The organism is Arthrobacter sp. P1_B3 (assembly GCF_056406615.1).
On sequence record NZ_JBFTZV010000002.1, the window covers coordinates 174,476 to 192,516 of the forward strand.

An 18,041-nucleotide genomic window follows, 5' to 3' on the forward strand; every position below is an offset into this window, starting at 1 on the left:
TCGCCGGCGAATTTGCACGTCGCCAGACCCGCAGCTAACCAACTAGCTGAGCGGGCGGCCGGCCATCCGCTCCAGCCGGCCGATCCGCTCGGCCATCGGCGGGTGGGTGGAGAACATCTTGGCCACGCCGCCGCCGCGGAACGGGTTGGCGATCATCATGTGGGAGGCGTTGACCAGCCGCTGGTCCTGCGGCAGCGGCGCCAACTGCACACCCTGCTCGATCTTGCGCAGGGCGGAGGCGAGCGCCAGCGGATCTCCGGTCAGCGCCGATCCGTCCTCATCGGCGTCGTACTCCCGCGTCCGCGAGATGGCCATCTGGATCAGGGACGCGGCGAACGGGGCCAGCAGCGCCATCGCGATCGCAGCGAACGGGTTCGCGTTGCGGCGGTCACCGCCACCGAACAGCAGCATCATCTGCGCCACCGAGGTGATGACGCCGGCGACGGCGGCGGCCACCGACGCCGTCAGGATGTCCCGGTTGTAGACGTGCATCAGTTCATGGCCCAGGACGCCGCGCAGCTCACGGGCGTCCAGCAGCCTCAGGATGCCCTCCGTGCAGCACACCGCCGCGGTCTGCGGATTCCGGCCGGTGGCGAAGGCATTCGGCGCCATGGTGGGCGAGACGTAGATCCGCGGCATCGGCTGGTTGGCCCGGCCGGACAATTCCCGGACGATCTGGTACAGCTGGGGCGCCTCGGCCTCCGTGACGGGATAGGCCTGCATGGCACGGATGGCCAACTTGTCACTGTTCCAGTACCCGTAGGCCGTGGTGGCGACGCCGATCAGGGCCATGATCCAGATCGGCGCGGCACTGCGCGTGCCGGCGGCGATGAACGCGCCGAGGCCAAGCAGCACCGCCCACAGAACCCCGAAGAGTGCCGCGGTTTTAAGTCCGTTGTGATGCTGGTGCACTGCTCCTCCTGATGCCCTGCACTGCAGGCTGATGCCCGGTACTTCAATGAACTACCAAGAAAAACGAACCGCTACGGCACCGGGTTCCGTGCGTCGTACCGCAGGAATCCGGACTGCAGGTGGGCCAGCGTCCAGGCGACCGCAATGCACATCACGCCGCCGAGCAGCAGGACCCATCCCTCGTTCAAAAGTTTAGTCGCGCCGCCCGCCAGCATGTCCCCGATCCGGGGTCCGCCGGCCACCACCACCACAAACACGCCCTGCAGCCGCCCGCGCAGGTGGTCCGGGGTGGAGGCCTGCAAGATGGTGGTGCGGAAGACGGCGCTGACGGAATCCGCGATCCCGGCGAGTGCGCAGCACAGGGCGGCGGGCAGCAGCCACACCGTCACGCCGTCGTCTCCGGAATGATCTGCGAGGACCACCACCAGGCCGAAGGCCGCCACCGAGGCGCCCCAGCCCATCACGGACCATACGACGGCGGCCCCCTGCCGGCGGACGCCGCCCAACGGGCCGGAGAACAGACCGGCCAGGAACGCCCCCACTGCCATCGAGGCCAACAGGATCCCCACCGTGGCCTCGCCGCCGCCGATCATCACGGCACCGATGGCGGGCAGCAGCGCCCGGGGCTGGGCAAAGATCATGGCGACGAGGTCGATCACGAATGTCATGCGGAGGTTGGGCCGGGTGCCAAGGAAACGGAATCCCTCCACCACGGAACGCAGCCCGGCCGGCCTGGCATGCTTTCCGGGCGGCATGGGGGGCAGCTTCAAAAGCGCCCAGAACGCAAACGCGAAGGTGACGACGTCGATCGTGTACGTCCAGCCGAACCCGACCCACGCCACGAGCACCCCGGCCAGCAGCGGGCCGGCCGTCATCGTCAGGCCGAAGCTCATCATGTTCAGGGCATTGGCGGCCGGCAGCAGCTCCTTGCGCACCAGCACCGGGATGATGGCGCTGCGGGCCGGCTGGTTGATGGCCTGGGCACCGCTTTGCACTGCCACGATCGCGTACAACAGCCACACGTTGCCCACCTGCAGCCACGCCTGGAGGGCCAGCGCGACAGTGCTCACCCACAGGACGGATGAAGCCAGCAGGGCCACGGTGCGGCGGTCGTGGGCGTCGGCGATCGAGCCGCCCAGGAGGCCGCCGAACACCAGCGGCACGAGGGCGAAGATGCTCAGCAGCCCCACGTAGAGGCTGTCCTGGGTCAGCCGGTAAACCTCGAGGCTGACGGCCACCAGCGTCAGCTGGCTGCCCAGTGCGGAAACGGCCGAGCCCAGCCACAGACGGCGGAACGCGGGGCTTTCGCGCACGGGGGTGATGTCCGCCAGAAGATTCTCCACCGGGCAACTCTAGCGGCGGGCAGCGAGCGCACTGTGACGCGGCCGGAAAAGTTAGTCCCGCCTTATTGTGAGGCAGTCATAATAAGTGCTTGAATGGGCGTATGACGGATTCCTCGGGCACCCACGACGCATGGGCAGCCGCCCTGCGTGCCCACGGCCGCCGGGTGACCAAGCAGCGCCTGGCCGTGCTGGCCGCCGTCGAACACCACCCGCATTCGCCGGCGGACGCGATCCTTGCCGCAGCCCGGCAGGAATTGCCGGACCTGACCGCGCAGTCCGTCTATGTGGTCCTGGGCGATCTCACCGATCTGCACATGCTGCGCCGTTTCGAGCCCCCGCACTCCCCCGCGCTGTATGAGACGCGGGTGGGAGATAACCACCACCACGCCGTGTGCATCAGTTGCGGCCGCGTGGAGGACGTCGAATGCGCCGTGGGCCACGCGCCCTGCCTGACCCCGCACTGGGGCGCGGACGCCAAGCCGATGACCATCCAGATCGCGGACGTGCTGTACCAGGGCATCTGCCAGGACTGCCAGCGCACCCAACAGCTTCCCTCCGACCGAAACTAAGAAACCCAACCAAAGGAGAACGATGACCGAGATCATCTCTGCGCCCGCCGTGTCCACAACACAGTCCGGCGCTCCCGTCACTTCCGACGCCCACTCCAAGTCCGTCGGCGCCGACGGCGCGATCATCCTGACCGATCACTACCTGATCGAGAAGCTCGCGCAGTTCAACCGCGAGCGGGTCCCGGAGCGTGTTGTGCACGCCAAGGGCGGCGGCGCCTTCGGTAGCTTCAAGACCACCGAGGACGTCTCGAAGTACACCAAGGCCGCCCTGTTCCAGCCCGGGACGGAGACGGACATGCTCATCCGCTTCTCCTCCGTTGCCGGCGAGGCAGGTTCCCCCGACACCTGGCGCGACCCCCGCGGTTTCGCCGTGAAGTTCTACACCACCGAGGGCAACTACGACCTCGTCGGGAACAACACTCCGGTGTTCTTCATCCGCGACGGCATCAAGTTCCCGGACTTCATCCACTCCCAGAAGCGCCTCCCGGGCACCCACCTGCGCGACGCCGACATGCAGTGGGACTTCTGGACCCTCTCCCCCGAGTCCGCCCACCAGGTCACCTGGCTCATGGGCGACCGCGGCCTGCCGGCTTCCTGGCGTGAAATGCAGGGCTACGGCTCGCACACCTACCAGTGGATCAACGCCGAGGGCGAGCGGTTCTGGGTGAAGTACCACTTCAAGTCCAACCAGGGCGTCAAGTCCATGTCCGGCGACGAGGCCGAGGCCCTGGCCGGCGCCGACGGCGACTTCTACATCCGCGACCTCCAGGAAAACATTGCCGCCGGCAACTTCCCGTCCTGGGACCTGCACGTCCAGGTCATGCCGTACGAGGACGCCAAGACGTACCGCTTCAACCCCTTTGACCTGACCAAGGTGTGGCCGCACGCGGACTACCCGCTGATCAAGGTCGGCACCATGGAGCTTAACAAGAACCCGGAGAACTACTTCGCGCAGATCGAGCAGGCAACCTTCGCGCCGTCGAACTTCGTGCCCGGCATCGCCGCTTCCCCGGACAAGATGCTGCAGGCCCGCATCTTCTCCTACGCGGATGCGCACCGCTACCGCGTCGGCACCAACCACGCCCAGCTCCCGGTGAACGCGCCCCAGAACCAGGTCAACAACTACAGCCAGGACGGCGCCGGACGGTACCACTTCAACGCTCCGTCCGTTCCGGTGTACGCACCGAACTCCGTGGGCGGCCCGGCTGCGGTTGAGCCTGGCGTTGCGGGCGGCGGCTGGGAGAACGACGGCGAGCTCACGCTCTCCGCGCACTCCCTGCACGCCGAGGACAGCGACTTCGGCCAGGCCGGCACGCTGTACCGCGAGGTGTACAACGACGGCGAGAAGGCCCGCCTGCTGGAGACCGTGACCGGCGCCGTCAGCGGCGTCAAGAACGCCAGCATCAAGGAACGCGCCATCGCGTACTGGACCAATGTCGACGCCGATTTTGGCGCCAAGCTGCGCGCCAACCTCGGCGCCGGCCAGGTTGAGTCCGACGCCGAGGCCGCCAACAAGGTCTGATAGCTGCGTCGACGGCCACTTGAAGGCCGGCCGCTTTGAGGGCCGGCTCAACGGGAGGCCGTTTGGGCCAACAGAACGCCCCGCCACGGACCTCCGTGGCGGGGCGTTCTGCGTTATCCACATGCGTGCGCGGGCCCCTCGCCACCGTGCACCGCGGCTCCGTAGGATTTGGGCATGACCGCATTCGCAGGCATTCCGGACGACGCCTTCCGGTTCTACGCCGATCTTGAACAGAACAACAACCGGGACTGGTGGCTGGAGCACAAGCCTGTCTACGACGCCGCGGTGAAAGGTCCGCTGACCCAGCTGCTGGCCGAGCTGGAGCCGCGCTTCGGCCCGGCCAAGCTCTTTCGCCCCAACCGGGACGTCCGGTTCTCGCCGGACAAATCGCCCTACAAGACCGCGCAGGGGGCCTTCGCGGCGCTGGACGAAGGAGTGGGCTTCTACATCCAGCTCAGCGCCGACGGCCTCCTGATCGGCGGCGGCTGCCACACCCACACCCCGGCCCAACTGGCACGCTTCCGCGGCGCCGTGGATGATCCCGCCAGCGGCGAGGCCCTGCGGGAGATCGTGCGCAAGGTCGAGGCAGCGGGGTTCGCGGTGGAGGGCGAACGCCTGAAGACCGTGCCGCGGGGCTTCGAGAAGGACCATCCGCGGGCGGAGCTGCTCAAGCACAAATCCCTCACGGCCGGGGTCAACGTGGGCCAGCCCGGCTGGCTTGCCGGACCCGGGGCGGTGGAGGAAGTGGCGCGGCGCTGGGAGGATTTGCGCCCGCTCGTGGAGTGGGAGGGCCGCTACGCCGCTCCCTGAGACTCAGCTCAGATGTGCTGGCCGTCGGTGGCCAGGCGCCGGTCGAGGTTGTTGAAGAAGACCAGCATCATCAGCTCAAAGGCCTTTGTGGCTTCCTCGGGCTGGTTGTTGACGACGAAATCGAACTGGAGCCCATAAAACGCGGCGGTGAACAGGCGGGCGTCGGTTTCCGCGAACTCCGGCTCGATGCCCTGGATGATGAGCCAGTCCCGGGCCTTCGCGTGCAGCATCCGGAAGTGCTCCTGGGCGGTGCCGCGCGGTACCGCCGCCACAACGTCCTGCGCTGTCGCCTCGAATTCAAGCCGGGCCAGGTGCCGGTTGCGCTGCGCCATGGTCCACTGCCAGGACTCCAGGAGGAAGGCCCGCCACGCGTCCCTGTCGATGTCCCTGACGTCGGTGGCGCGGATGCTGTCCAGCCGGGATTCGATGCCGCGGATGATCTCGTTGATCAGCTGTTCACGGTGGCCGAAGTGGTACACCAGGACGTAGCTGCTGACGCCCAGCCCGTCGGCGAGGCTGCGGAACGTCAGCTCCGCCAGCGTCTTGTCCATGAGGTAGTCGAGAATCGCCGACAACAACTCTGATTTGCGTTCCGGTCTTGCTGGGCGGGCCATGTGTCCATCTTAGGGATCGCCGGCCAAACGCCGAAGTCGCCGGAACCGTGCGAAGACGCCGGAAGTTTCCAGCGAATTCGCACGGCTCCGGCGACTTCGATGCGTCGGGAGCCGGTACTCCCCGGTCAGGAGCGGGTGAGCGCGTCCTCGTCGTCCGCCGCGGACGGTCCGGCCGCGTTGGCTGTGCTCTCCTTGCCCGGGCCGTTCACGGAGGCGCGGGCCTCCGCGAACTTCTCGTTCAGCCGGGAATGGCGCTGGCCGTAAGCGAAGTAGATCGCGATACCGATCACCAGCCAGATCGCGAAGAAGATCCAGGTTTCCACGGCGAGGTTCGTCATGAGGTACAGGCACAGGACGGCAGAGACGACCGGGAGCACCTTGCCGAACGGGACGCGGAAGGCCGGCTTCAGGTCGGGACGCTTCTTGCGGAGCACCAGGATGCCCAGGCTGACCATCACGAAGGCGGACAGGGTCCCGATATTGATCATTTCCTCCAGCAAGTCCACGTTGGTCAAGCCGGCAACGAGTGCCACTCCGGCGCCGCAGATGATCTGGAGGCGGGCCGGCGTCGCACGGATGGTGCTGGTCTTGGACAGGGAGCGCGGCAGCAGGCCGTCGCGGCTCATGGCGAGGACCACGCGGGACAGGCCCATCAGCAGCACCATGATCACGGTGGTGAGGCCCACCAGGGAGCCAAAGGCGATGACCTTGGCGGCGTCGGTATTGCCGACGGCCTCGAAGGCCGTGGTGAGCGTCGGGTTCTTGGCCTCAGCCAGCTTCGTGTAGGAGACCATGCCGGTCAGTGCCAGCGACACCAGGATGTACAGCACCGTGACGATCGCCAGGCCGCCGAAGATGCCGCGGGGCAGCGTCTTCTGCGGGTTCTTGACCTCTTCGGCGGAGGTGGCGACGACGTCGAAGCCGATGAAGGCGAAGAAGACCAGGGCGGCGCCGGCGAAGATGCCCAGGGTTCCGTACTGGGCGGGGGCCGCACCGGTCAGGAAGCCGAAGAAGGACTGCTTGAGGACATCGGCGGTTCCGGTGCCTCCGGTGGGTTCGGACGCCGGGACGAACGGGGCGTAGTTCTCGAACTTCACATAGGTGAAGCCGACCACGATCACGAACAGGACCACCGCGATCTTGATGAGCGTGAAGATGTTGCCGACGCGGGCAGAGAGCTTGGTCCCGAGGACCAGCAGCACGGTGAAGACGGCAACAATCAGGAAGGCGCCCCAGTAGAGGTCAACGCCGCCCAGCGAGATCGACGGCGGGATGTCCACGCCCATGAGCGCGAAGACCTTGCTGAGGTAGATGCCCCAGTATTTGGCGATCACGGCGCCGGCCGTGAACAGTTCAAGGATCAGGTTCCAGCCGATGATCCACGCAAGGATCTCCCCCATGGTCGCGTACGTGAAGACATAGGCGGAGCCTGCCACCGGGATGGCCGTGGCAAATTCGGCGTAGCACATGATGGCGAGCGCGCAGGTGACGGCAGCGATAGCGAAGGAGATGGTCACGGCGGGCCCGGCGAAATTCGCGGCGGCCTTGGCGCCGACCGAGAAGATCCCGGCGCCGACGGCAACCGCGACCCCCATGATCATGAGGTCCCACGTGCTGAGCGATCGCTTCAGCCTGCGTCCGGGTTCATCGGCGTCGGACATGGACTGCTCGATGGATTTTGTCCGGAAAAGGTTCATAGAAAAGTCCGCAATCTTGGTAACTGGGTTTGGAAACAGACCTATCCATCGTAGTGTCCATCCACTGGGCGGCCAGATTTGTCCCACATAGTGAGACGCGAATGCGGGCCGTACCGGTGCTGCCGGCACGGCCCGCACGTCTGTCGGCTCGCTTTAGGCTGCCCTGTTCCGGCTCAGACCGGCCAGTTTTCCATCAGCGTAGAGCGGATCAGGAACCGCTTGCCTTCCGGCGCCTCCACTGAGAAACCGCTCCCCCGGCCAGGGACGACGTCAACCGTCAGGTGCGTGTGGCTCCAGTAGTTGAACTGCTCCCGCGACATCCAAAATTCCAGTGGCTGGGGCCGCAATCCGTCGGAGATGTCGAACAGGCCCAACAGGACGTCGGAGTCGCCGGTCAGGAACTCCCCCGCCGGATAGCACATGGGCGCGGACCCGTCACAGCAGCCGCCGGACTGGTGGAACATTAAGGGCCCGTGCTGTCCCCACAGCTTGCGGAGCAGCCCAGCGGCCGCAGGGGTGAGCGCCACACGCGAGAAGTCTTCGCCCTGACGCGTGACGGCGGCGTCGAGCCTGGTCTGCGGCTGCGGCATCAGAACGTCAGCACCACTCTGCCGTCGATCTTGGCGTGCTTCATCTCGTCAAGAACGGCGTTGACCTCGGAGAGTTCCCGGGAGGAAACCGTGGGGTGGATCTTGCCCTGGGCATAGAACTCCAGGGCTTCCTCAAGGTCCTGCCGGGTGCCAACAATCGAGCCACGCACGGTCAGCCCCTTGAGCACAATCTCGAAAATCGGCGCCGGGAAGTCCCCCGGCGGCAGCCCGTTGAACACGATCGTTCCGCCGCGCCGTGCCATCCCAATGGCCTGGCCGAACGCCGAGGGGTGCACTGCCGTGACCAGGACTCCATGGCATCCTCCGGTTTCGCGCTGGATAACTTCGGCGGGATCCTCGTGCAGGGCATTGACGGTCAGCTCTGCACCGTGCTTCTTGGCCAGGGCGAGCTTGTCGTCGGCGATGTCCACCGCCGCGACCCGCAGCCCCATGGCCACGGCGTACTGGACGGCGATGTGCCCGAGCCCGCCGATCCCGGAGATGGTGACCCACTGGCCCGGCTTGGCCTCGGTCATCTTCAAGCCTTTGTATACGGTGACTCCCGCACAGAGAATCGGCGCCACCTCCGCAGGGTCAGAACCGGCTGAGATGCGGGCAGCAAAGCGGCTGTCCACCAGCATGTACTCGCCGAAGGAACCGTCCACACTGTAGCCGGCGTTCTTTTGGGTCTCACAGAGGGTTTCCCAGCCGGTCCGGCAGAACTGGCAGTCGCCGCACGCGGACCACAGCCAGGCGTTGCCCACGAGGTCTCCGACGGCGAGGTCCGTGACGCCTTCGCCGAGGGCCACCACTTCGCCCACGCCTTCGTGTCCGGGCACGAACGGCGGCGACGGCTTGACCGGCCAGTCACCTTCCGCAGCATGGAGGTCGGTGTGGCAGACACCCGTGGTGATGACCTTGACCAGCGCCTCGCCCCGGCCCGGGGCGGGAATGGGGAGGTCCTGGATCTGGAGGTCCTTGCCGAATTCAGTTACCACAGCAGCTTGCATTGTCGTCCTCATTGGCGAAATCCTTGCGTAGTTTTAGGCATAGTTTCTTAGGGCATATTGAGGGTTTGGTGTACTCCGTGGGGTGGCGGGAGGTGCTGCATGCCCGAGGGGTGGCCAGTGCGGGCAAATGGAACGGGCGGGGCGGATCACTGCCGATCCGCCCCGCCCGGGTCAATGCGGCTTAGAAGAAGCCGAGCTTGTTTTCGTTGTAGCTGACCAGAAGGTTCTTGGTCTGCTGGTAGTGGTCCAGCATCATCGAGTGGTTCTCGCGGCCGATGCCGGAGGACTTGTACCCGCCAAACGCCGCACCGGCCGGGTAGGCGTGGTAGTTGTTGACCCACACGCGCCCGGCCTGGATCTCGCGGCCGGCACGGTAGGCAACGTTGCCATTGCGGGACCAGACACCGGCACCGAGGCCGTAGAGGGTGTCGTTGGCGATCCCCATGGCGTCGTTGTAATCACTGAAGCGCGTCACGGACACCACGGGGCCGAAGATCTCCTCCTGGAAGATCCGCATCTTGTTGTGGCCCTCGAAAATGGTGGGCTGCACGTAGTAGCCGCCGGCCAGATCGCCGGACAGTTCGGCCCGGGCGCCGCCGGTGAGCAGCTTGGCGCCTTCCTGCTTGCCGATGTCGATGTAGGAGAGGATCTTCTCCAGCTGGTCGTTGGAGGCCTGGGCGCCGAGCTGCGTCTCGGTGTCCAGCGGGTTGCCCTGGATGATTTTCTGCACCCGGGCGATGGCGTCGGCCATGAACGAGTCGTAGATGCCGTCCTGGACCAGGGCGCGGGACGGGCAGGTGCAGACCTCGCCCTGGTTGAAGGCGAAGAGCGTGAAGCCCTCCTGGGCCTTGTCGTAGAAGGCATCGTTGGTGTCGGCGACGTCGTTGAAGAAGATATTCGGGCTCTTGCCGCCGAGTTCCAGGGTGACCGGGATCAGGTTCTGGCTGGCGTACTGGCTGATCAGGCGGCCCGTGGTGGTCTCGCCGGTAAAGGCGATCTTGCGGATCCGCGGGCTGGAGGCCAGCGGCTTGCCCGCCTCGACGCCGAAGCCGTTGACCACGTTGAGCACGCCGGCCGGCAGGATGTCGCCGATGAGTTCCATCAGCACCAGGATCGAGGACGGTGTCTGCTCGGCGGGCTTCAGCACCACGGCGTTGCCGGCGGCGAGGGCCGGGGCGAGCTTCCAGACGGCCATGAGGATCGGGAAGTTCCAGGGAATGATCTGGCCGACGACGCCGAGCGGCTCGTGGTAGTGGTAGGCGGTGGTGTCGTCGTCGAGCTGGGAAAGCCGGCCCTCCTGGGCGCGGACGGCAGAGGCAAAGTAGCGGAAGTGGTCCGCGGCCAGCGGAATGTCGGCGTTGAGGGTCTCGCGGATCGGCTTGCCGTTGTCCCAGGATTCGGCGACGGCGAGCATCTCGGTGTTCTCATCGATCCGGTCGGCGATCTTGTTCAGGATCGCGGCGCGCTCGGCCACCGAGGTCTTGCCCCAGGACGGTGCAACCTTGTGGGCGGCGTCCAGCGCCAGTTCGATGTCCTCGGCGGTGCCGCGGGCCACCTCGCAGAACGCCTTGCCGGTCACCGGGGTGATGTTCTCGAAGTACTGGCCCTTGACCGGGGCAACCCATTCGCCGCCGATCCAGTTTTCGTAGCGGTCCTTGAAGGTGACCTTCGAGCCCTCGGTACCGGGCTGGGCGTAAACTGTCATTGCTAGCTCCTTTGCTGTGCAAGATGGGGGGTAGCAAGGCGCTTCCGGCCCCCGTTGCACCCAGCGTAGGCGCGCAAAGGTTGCAGTCAGGTTGCAAGCAAGTGACCCCGGTCACTCACCCGCCGTCCTTGCCGGCCGCGACGGGTTAGGCGCTCAGTTCCCGGTCCAGCCGTTCCAGATCGGCGACGACGGCGGCGCGCTTGGGCGAGCGCGGCGCCAGCAGCTTCAGCGCGGCGATGCGGACGTCGACGTCGTCCTTGGCCTCGGGCAGCGCGGCGTACTTCAGGAGCGATTCGGCGCTGCCGTCCGTCAGCAGGGCCTCGCGCATCAGCGCGGAGACCCTGGCCCGCAGCTCCACGATGCCGGGCGCCTCGGAGCGGGGCAGCACGGCGCCGCGGTAGATCTCCAGCGCTATCCGGTGGGCGCCGCGCTGCAGGCAGTCCAGCACCTGTCCGGCGTCGGGGACGAGGTCCAGCGGCAGGCGGTACGGGCGTGATTCTGGGACAGCACCGGGATGGAGCTGCTGAAGCACCTTGCGCAGCCGCACCATCTCCGCGCGCAGGGTCATGGTGAAGGCCTCCCCGGGGTACAGGAGGGCGCAGAGTTCCTCGGCATTCAGCCCTGCGGGGTGGCTGCTGAGCAGGGCCAGGATCTCGCTGTGCCGGGCGGACAGGGCCACGGTCCGGCCGTCAATGCTGAGCAGGGCCTGGTCGCGGCCGAGCAGCTGGAGGCTGTTGCGGTAGAGGCTGTTGGCCGCCGGCGCCCCGGCCGTCTTCGGCGCCGAGTTCCGCCGCCGGGACGGCGAGGACTGCCCGGCTGCGGCCAGCTGCAGCCGTTCCACCCGCAGATGCGCCTGGGCCGCGGCGACCGTCGCCTCAACGAGCGATAACGTATGCGGGGCCACGGCCGACTCTGTGCCGGTGATGTCCACGACCCCCAGCAGGGCGCCGGAATCAGGATCGTGGAACGGCACAGCCGTGCAGCTCCACGGATGAACCGAGCGCTTGTAGTGTTCGGCACCGGAGATCTGGATTCCCCGGCCGAGGGCCAGCGCGGTTCCGGGGGCGCTGGTGCCGACCGTCGCTTCGGACCAGTCGGCACCGGGGACGAACATCATGCCCTCGGCCCGGCGCTGCAGGGCGGCGTCGCCTTCAACCCAGAGCAGCCGGCCCACCTCGTCTCCCACGGCTACCAGCATTCCGCTGTCATGGCTCGGCAGGACCAGGAGCTTATGGATCACGGGCATGATGGCGGCCAGCGGGTGCTGGCGGCGGTATTCCTCGAGTTCCTCGCGGTCCAGGGCCAGCGGCGCCTCAGGGTTGTCCGGGTTGGCGAGCAGCTGTGCGGAACGCCGCCACGACTCCTGGATCAGGCTGCTGAGTCCAGGCAGTTGCAGGTTCCCGGGAAAAACGAGTCCCTGCGAGTCCAGTTCCTCATGCCCGGCGCTGGCATGCTGCTGGCGCAGCTCCGCACTGACCCCGCCAGCTGGCGGTAACGGAGCTGCCGGATGGACCAGATTCCTCATTGAACTCCCACCGGACGGGCTCGACGGCGTACCGAAGGCCGCCACGTCCGGTCCAGTCTAGTTCCGAGCGGGGCGTTTGGAAACGCGCCGGAGTCCTCGGCGGGACGACGAATGACCCGCGTCGACACGGATCAGGTTCCCGCGGAAGCCTGCACCAAGTCCGCGACTATGTGCAGGCGTTCACGAAGTTGGCTCGACGAGCAGCTTTCTGATCTCGGTGAGCTTGGCTTCGGACTCTTCCAGGCGCAGGCGGAGTGCCTCGACCGTCGAGGTACCCGCGCCGGCCGCTCCGACGGACGGTGCGGGTTTCTTGGGAGCGAGGAAGAAGTTGGCCAGGTAGCCGGTGAACGTGCCGAAGATACCGACGCCGAGGACAATGATGCCTGACCCGATGACACGGCCCGGATCGGTGACCGGATACTGGTCACCGTATCCAACTGTCGAGATCGTGACGATCGTGTACCAGATGGCGTCCGAGGCGGTCGTGATGTTGGCCCCCGGGGCGTACTGCTCGACGCGGAGTATCGTGAGGCTGCCGAATTCCAGCACGAAAATGCCCATGAGCAGCAGTACGTACAGGGAACTGCCGGCCCGATCTTTGATCAGCGCGCGGCCGACGGTGCGGATGCCGAGCTCACGGAGCAGGCGGTACACCCGTACCAGCCGGAAGATGCGCAGGATCTTGAATTGGGCGACAGGCACGCTGGCAAGCAGGTCGGCCCAGCCGAAGTGCTTGAAGAAATAGGCGCCGGCCGATGGTGCGGTGACGATCCGGTAGAGGAAATCGGCGAGGAAGACCACGCTGAAAATGCCGTTCATCACGGTGAGCACAGTGTCGAGCGACGCGTCCTGCACTACATACAAGAGCCCGAGATTCACGATCGACAGGATCGAAAGGATACCGATGAAGATCTCGTATCCGGTGCTCTTCAGTTCACTGCGTTCCTTGGTCATGAGAGGATTCTGGCACGTAGGCAGCCGCGCAGCCGACACTTTTTCGCCCGGGCTGACGGGACGCCCCCCTGTTGCCTCAGGGACCTGCTGCCCTCAAAGACCTGCCCTAGCCGCGGGAAATCTCGATCATGTCCTCGCGGGGCACAACCTTGATGCGCTCCCGTTCGATCCGGTTGGCGGACTGCGCCGCGGACCATTCGGCGCCGAGGGCGAGCTCGTGGGCATCAAGCTTGATCCACCCTTCCCACGTGGTGTACTCGATGCCGCGCTCCTGAAGCAGGTCGATGATGGCCTGCGGGTCCGGGTTCTGCGCCGGGGGCAGCGTCAGCCGGTCCTCCAGCAGGAAGCCGATGGTCTCCAGCGCGTCGCCCTTGGTGTGGCCGATCAGCCCGACGGGCCCGCGCTTGATCCAGCCCGTGGCGTAGATTCCGGGCACGGCGTTTCCCTCGGCGTCGAGCACGCGGCCGCCCTCGTTCGGGACGACCCCGCGGCGGGCATCGTATTCCAGCTCATCAAGCGGCGAACCGTGGTAGCCGATCGCACGGTAGACGGCCTGGACGGGGTAGTCGAGGAACTCCCCGGTGCCCTTGACGTTCCCGGTGCCGTCCAGCTGCATGCGTTCGAACTTGATGCCGGCGACCCGGCCGGGGTTCGCGGCGTCGTCATGGATCTCGACGGGGCTGTGCAGGAAGTGCAGGTGCAGCCGGCGCGAGGACGGTTCCTCGGCCTCGGCATGTTCCTCGACGAGCCAGTTCGTCAGGGTGTTGACCATGGTCCGGATCTGGTTGTTGCTGCGGATGGCCTCGTCCGAGGCCTCGTCGAACTCGAAGTCCTCCGGGTACAGGACGATGTCCACGTCCTTGGCGTGGCTGAGTTCGCGCAGCTCCAGCGGCGTGAACTTCACCTGGGCCGGGCCGCGGCGGCCAAAAACATGGACGTCGGTGACCGGCGAATCCTTCAGTGCCCGGTAGACGTTGTCCGGGATTTCGGTGACGAGGAGTTCATCGGCGTGCTTGACCAGCATGCGGGCCACATCGAGGGCCACGTTGCCGTTGCCGATCACCGCAATCTCCTTGGCCTCCAGCGGCCAGTCCCGGGGCACATCCGGGTGGCCGTCGTACCAGGAGACGAAGTCCGCCCCGCCGAAGGACCCCTCCAGGCCGATCCCTGGAATGTCCAGGTCCGCGTCCTTGATGGCTCCGGTGGAGAAGATGACGGCGTCGTAGAAGGCCCGGAAGTCATGCAGCGTCAGGTCCCGGCCGTAGGTGACGTTACCGAGGAACCGGATGTCGCCGCGGTCCAGGACCTTGTGCAGGGCGTTGACGATCCCCTTGATCCGCGGATGGTCAGGAGCCACCCCGTACCGGATGAGGCCGTACGGTGCCGGATATGCCTCAAAGAGATCGATGCTGACCTGGAAGTCGCCGTCTTTGACCTCATTGGACTTCGTCAGGATGTCCGCGGCGTAGACGCCGGCCGGACCGGCGCCAACAATCGCGACACGGAGGGGACGAGTGGATGTGGATTCGGCCGAGTTGGACACCGGGAGCCCTTCTGAGTCTTAGGACAGCGCCAGTAGATACAGCGCACAGGCCCCTATTCTAAATGTCGCCGGCTCGCTCCTGCTCCGATTGGCAGGAATAGGCGCCGCTCAGGTGGTGTTATTGATCTTGTGCCTAAGCCTGAAGGATCCTTCTCCCCCGCCCCACTGACAGCGTCGAGCGCCTCAGCCGCTGCAGCCGGGCCGGCGACGGCCCGGCCGGCTGGACCGGCACCGGTAGACAAGGACACGACGGCGGGAATCCTGTTCGGGATCGGCGCCTACGGGCTCTGGGGGCTGCTGCCGCTGTACTTCTACGTCCTGCATCCGGCCGGCGCCGTCGAGATCGTGGCCAACCGGGTGGTCTGGTCGCTGCTTTTCTGCGTCCTGCTGATTACCATCACCCGCTCGTGGCGGGTGCTCGGATCCGCGTTCCGCAACCGCACGGTGATCGGGCCGCTTTCGATCGCGGCCGGACTGATCGCGGTGAACTGGCTGACGTATACCTACGGTGTAACCACCGGCCAGGCCGTCGAAGCCTCCCTGGGCTACTTCATCAACCCGCTCGTCTCTGTATTGCTGGGGGTCTTTGTCCTGAAGGAAAAGCTGCGGCCGCTGCAGTGGGCCGCCGTCGGCATCGGTTTCATTGCTGTCGGGGTTCTGACGGTCTCCTACGGCAAGCTCCCCTGGATCGCGCTGACGCTGGCGCTGAGCTTCGGTCTGTACGGATTCGTCAAGAAACGTGTTGGCCCGCGGGCGGACGCGATCACGAGCCTCACCGTGGAGACGATCGTGCTGGCACCACTGGCCGCGGCCACAATGATCTTCCTAGCGGTCAGCGGGGCGGCAAGTCTGGCCACCAACGGTGCGGGGCATTTTTGGCTGCTCGTGGCGTCCGGCGTCATCACCGCCGTGCCGCTGCTGTTCTTCGGCGCCTCCGCCCGCCGGCTGCCGATGACCACGATCGGCCTGCTGCAGTACTTCGCACCGGTCCTGCAGTTCATCGTGGCGCTCGTCGTGTTCAAGGAAGCCATGACACCGGACCGCTGGATCGGTTTCGGCGTCGTCTGGCTGGCGCTGCTGGTGCTGACCGTGGACATGCTGCACACTGCCCGGAAGAACTCCGTGACCCGGAAACTGGCCCGCGCCGCCGCCTAGCGCTCCTGCCCTGCGCTACTGACCTGAGGGGCTGCTGCCTGCGCACCAAGGCCGCTGTGCATTAGTGTCAGTATGAATGCACACGTTGGGGCGAAATTGAGGATTGCTGGTGCCAGAAGAGGATCGTGAAACTCCGGGCGGGCGCGACATCTCGTCTCTGGACTTCGACAGCAGCGGCATCTTGCGCCTCGAGTGGGCCCGGGGCGTCGTGATTGATGCCCCCAACGCTCAGCTGGCCATGGATYGCGTCAATGAATTGTGCGGCGGCCGGCCCACGCCGCTGCTGATCGACATGGCCACCACGGAGTCCGTCACCCGGGCCGCCCGGGCCGTGTTCGCCAAGCGCTGCGACGCCTCGGCAATCGCGCTCCTCGGTTCGTCCGCCGTGGACCGGGTTCTCGCCAACTTCTTCCTGGGCGTCAATTCGGCGCCGGTTCCGACACGCTTTTTCACCAACAGCGATGAGGCGGTCCGCTGGCTGACCGCACGGGGCCATGACGGGGAGTGAGGATGACCGCCGCCTCGAGGAACTCGTGGACGGCATCGTCGTACTGTCCTCGGGCGATCTGTCGAACCGCCTCCCGGTCTCACCGGCAAGGGACGGCATTGACGCCGTCACGACCGGCATCAACCTGCTGGCCGAAGAGCTCCAAAGCATGTACGAGGACCTGGAAGTCCGGGTCGCCGAGCGGACCGCGCTCCTGGAGGCGGCCAAAGCCGAACTCCGGCGCGTCATCAACACCGATGAGCTGACCGGCCTGGCCAGCCGCTCGCTGCTGCAGGAAAAAGTGGCCGAAGCCGTTGCCGGCGCCGGCGCGGGACACCAGCCGGCCCTCATTCTGCTGGACCTCGATTCCTTCCGGCTCATCAACGACAGCCTCGGCCATGCCGCGGGGGACGCCGTCCTGCGCGAGGCGGCCCTGCGGCTTCGCGCGGCGGCCGGTGCCGGCCACCTGATCGCACGTCTGAGCGGTGATGAGTTCGCCGTACTCGTCGCGGACCAGGACACGGAGGACGTGCTGCAGATCGCGGCCCGGCTCGGCGAATCGCTGAAGGACAGAATCGTCGCCGGCGGTGTCGCTGTCGCCCTCACGGCCGGAACCGGTGTCCGGCTGGGGGAACCTGGCCTGCGCAGCGAGGAACTCATCCGCGATGCCGACATCGCCATGCATGAGGCCAAGAAACGCGGCCGGGACACCCTCCTGGTGTTTTCCGCGGCCATGCACGAGGCCGCCAAGCAGCGGGTCCACCAGGTGGCAGAGCTGAGGACGGCACTGGCGATGGACCAGCTCGAGCTGGAATACCAGCCCATCATGGACCTCCGCACTGGAGCCATTGCCGGCACCGAGGCCCTGATCCGCTGGCGCCACCCCGCCTTGGGCCTGCTGGCGCCGGATACCTTCCTTGACGCCGCCGACGAGGCCGGGCTCACGGTGGAAATCGGCCACTGGGTGCTCCGGAACGCCATCGCGCAGACCGGCCGCTGGAAGTCCGATCCGGGCCTCCCGGCGGACTTCAGCACGCACATCAATCTCTCCCCTGCGGACCTGCACCACGTTGATCTGGCGCCCTACGTCGAAAGCCTGCTGGCCCGCCACGACGTGGACCCCTGCCATGTCTCAATCGAGATCACCGAAACTGCGATCATGCGCGGCGGCCCGGAAGTCGCAGCCACCATGAAGTCGCTCAATGATCTCGGCGTCCGGATCGAGATCGACGACTTCGGCACGGGCTATTCTTCCATCAGCTACCTGCGCACCCTCCCGGCCGCGCAGGCAAAGATCGACAAGTCCCTGCTCGACGGACTGACCACAGACCGGCAGCAGGAGGCATTCGTCGCGGCCATCCTGCAACTGATCCATTCGGCCGGACTGGGCGCCGTAGCCGAGGGCATCGAGGACAGGGAGCAAGCGAACAAGCTGCGGCAGCTGAACTGCGAATTCGGTCAAGGGTACTTCTTCAGCCGTCCGCTGCCGGTGCCGGACATGACGGATCTGCTCGCGCACAGAGACGGCGCTGTCGCGTGAGCGGACCCGTTCCCGCGGGCAAGCGCAAAACAGGAACACGCAAAACAGGAAAAAGCACGGCGGGC

At 66.3% G+C, this 18,041-nt stretch carries 16 protein-coding genes; 6 read left to right on the forward strand and 10 right to left on the reverse strand.

All coding sequences use genetic code 11. From position 1 onward, the window contains the following. Positions 1 to 42: 42 nt before the first annotated feature. A complete protein-coding gene (gene htpX, locus AC1D2F_RS03575) occupies positions 43 to 912 on the reverse strand; it encodes a zinc metalloprotease HtpX (RefSeq protein WP_364745380.1) in 870 nt (289 codons plus the stop codon). 71 nt (positions 913 to 983) lie between these two features. Then, positions 984 to 2,255 carry an MFS transporter gene (locus tag AC1D2F_RS03580; RefSeq protein WP_476966185.1) on the reverse strand — a complete coding sequence of 424 codons (1,272 nt, stop codon included), beginning with the start codon at positions 2,253 to 2,255 and terminating at the stop codon, positions 984 to 986. Between the two features lie 101 nt (positions 2,256 to 2,356). On the opposite strand from AC1D2F_RS03580, the gene AC1D2F_RS03585 reads away from it, so the two are divergent. The 3 genes from AC1D2F_RS03585 (at position 2,357) to AC1D2F_RS03595 (ending at position 5,156) form a co-directional block, all read left to right on the forward strand. Then, positions 2,357 to 2,824: a Fur family transcriptional regulator gene (locus tag AC1D2F_RS03585; RefSeq protein WP_476966186.1), complete on the forward strand. Its 468-nt coding sequence runs from the start codon at positions 2,357 to 2,359 to the stop codon at positions 2,822 to 2,824. A 22-nt stretch (positions 2,825 to 2,846) separates the two neighbouring features. Further along, positions 2,847 to 4,346 (forward strand): catalase, encoded by a 1,500-nt coding sequence (locus AC1D2F_RS03590; RefSeq protein ID WP_476966187.1) that lies wholly within the window; start codon positions 2,847 to 2,849, stop codon positions 4,344 to 4,346. A 174-nt stretch (positions 4,347 to 4,520) separates the two neighbouring features. Then, a complete protein-coding gene (locus tag AC1D2F_RS03595; RefSeq protein ID WP_229992446.1) occupies positions 4,521 to 5,156 on the forward strand; it encodes a DUF2461 domain-containing protein in 636 nt (211 codons plus the stop codon). An 8-nt stretch (positions 5,157 to 5,164) separates the two neighbouring features. Here AC1D2F_RS03595 and AC1D2F_RS03600 read toward each other — a convergent pair whose 3' ends face one another. The 8 genes from AC1D2F_RS03600 to AC1D2F_RS03635 form a co-directional block, all read right to left on the reverse strand. Then, entirely contained in the window at positions 5,165 to 5,770 is a 606-nt protein-coding gene (locus AC1D2F_RS03600; RefSeq protein WP_476966188.1) for a TetR/AcrR family transcriptional regulator, read from the reverse strand. Between the two features lie 125 nt (positions 5,771 to 5,895). Further along, complete coding sequence (locus tag AC1D2F_RS03605) at positions 5,896 to 7,467, reverse strand: amino acid permease (protein ID WP_476966189.1); 1,572 nt, start codon at positions 7,465 to 7,467, stop codon at positions 5,896 to 5,898. A gap of 173 nt (positions 7,468 to 7,640) precedes the next feature. After that, complete coding sequence (locus AC1D2F_RS03610; RefSeq protein WP_364745373.1) at positions 7,641 to 8,057, reverse strand: DUF779 domain-containing protein; 417 nt, start codon at positions 8,055 to 8,057, stop codon at positions 7,641 to 7,643. Further along, positions 8,057 to 9,079 carry an alcohol dehydrogenase AdhP gene (adhP, locus tag AC1D2F_RS03615; protein ID WP_476966190.1) on the reverse strand — a complete coding sequence of 341 codons (1,023 nt, stop codon included), beginning with the start codon at positions 9,077 to 9,079 and terminating at the stop codon, positions 8,057 to 8,059. The genes AC1D2F_RS03610 and adhP overlap by 1 nt, the downstream gene beginning before the upstream one ends. Before the next feature lie 169 nt (positions 9,080 to 9,248). Continuing rightward, complete coding sequence (gene exaC, locus AC1D2F_RS03620) at positions 9,249 to 10,772, reverse strand: acetaldehyde dehydrogenase ExaC (protein ID WP_364745369.1); 1,524 nt, start codon at positions 10,770 to 10,772, stop codon at positions 9,249 to 9,251. A 145-nt stretch (positions 10,773 to 10,917) separates the two neighbouring features. After that, positions 10,918 to 12,297 (reverse strand): GAF domain-containing protein, encoded by a 1,380-nt coding sequence (locus AC1D2F_RS03625; RefSeq protein ID WP_229992440.1) that lies wholly within the window; start codon positions 12,295 to 12,297, stop codon positions 10,918 to 10,920. 180 nt (positions 12,298 to 12,477) lie between these two features. Next, positions 12,478 to 13,251: an ion transporter gene (locus AC1D2F_RS03630; RefSeq protein ID WP_229992439.1), complete on the reverse strand. Its 774-nt coding sequence runs from the start codon at positions 13,249 to 13,251 to the stop codon at positions 12,478 to 12,480. A gap of 106 nt (positions 13,252 to 13,357) precedes the next feature. Beyond that, entirely contained in the window at positions 13,358 to 14,794 is a 1,437-nt protein-coding gene (locus AC1D2F_RS03635) for an FAD-dependent oxidoreductase (RefSeq protein WP_229992438.1), read from the reverse strand. 129 nt (positions 14,795 to 14,923) lie between these two features. Here AC1D2F_RS03635 and rarD point away from each other — a divergent pair, with 129 nt between their 5' ends. The 3 genes from rarD (at position 14,924) to AC1D2F_RS03650 (ending at position 17,976) form a co-directional block, all read left to right on the forward strand. Then, positions 14,924 to 15,949: an EamA family transporter RarD gene (gene rarD, locus AC1D2F_RS03640; RefSeq protein WP_229992437.1), complete on the forward strand. Its 1,026-nt coding sequence runs from the start codon at positions 14,924 to 14,926 to the stop codon at positions 15,947 to 15,949. A gap of 103 nt (positions 15,950 to 16,052) precedes the next feature. Next, positions 16,053 to 16,457, forward strand: coding sequence for a DUF7793 family protein (locus AC1D2F_RS03645; protein ID WP_476966191.1), 405 nt, complete (start codon positions 16,053 to 16,055; stop codon positions 16,455 to 16,457). After that, positions 16,444 to 17,976, forward strand: a complete 1,533-nt coding sequence (locus AC1D2F_RS03650) for a putative bifunctional diguanylate cyclase/phosphodiesterase (RefSeq protein ID WP_229992435.1) — start codon at positions 16,444 to 16,446, stop codon at positions 17,974 to 17,976. Before AC1D2F_RS03645 ends, AC1D2F_RS03650 begins: the two co-directional genes overlap by 14 nt. Positions 17,977 to 18,041: the final 65 nt, after the last annotated feature.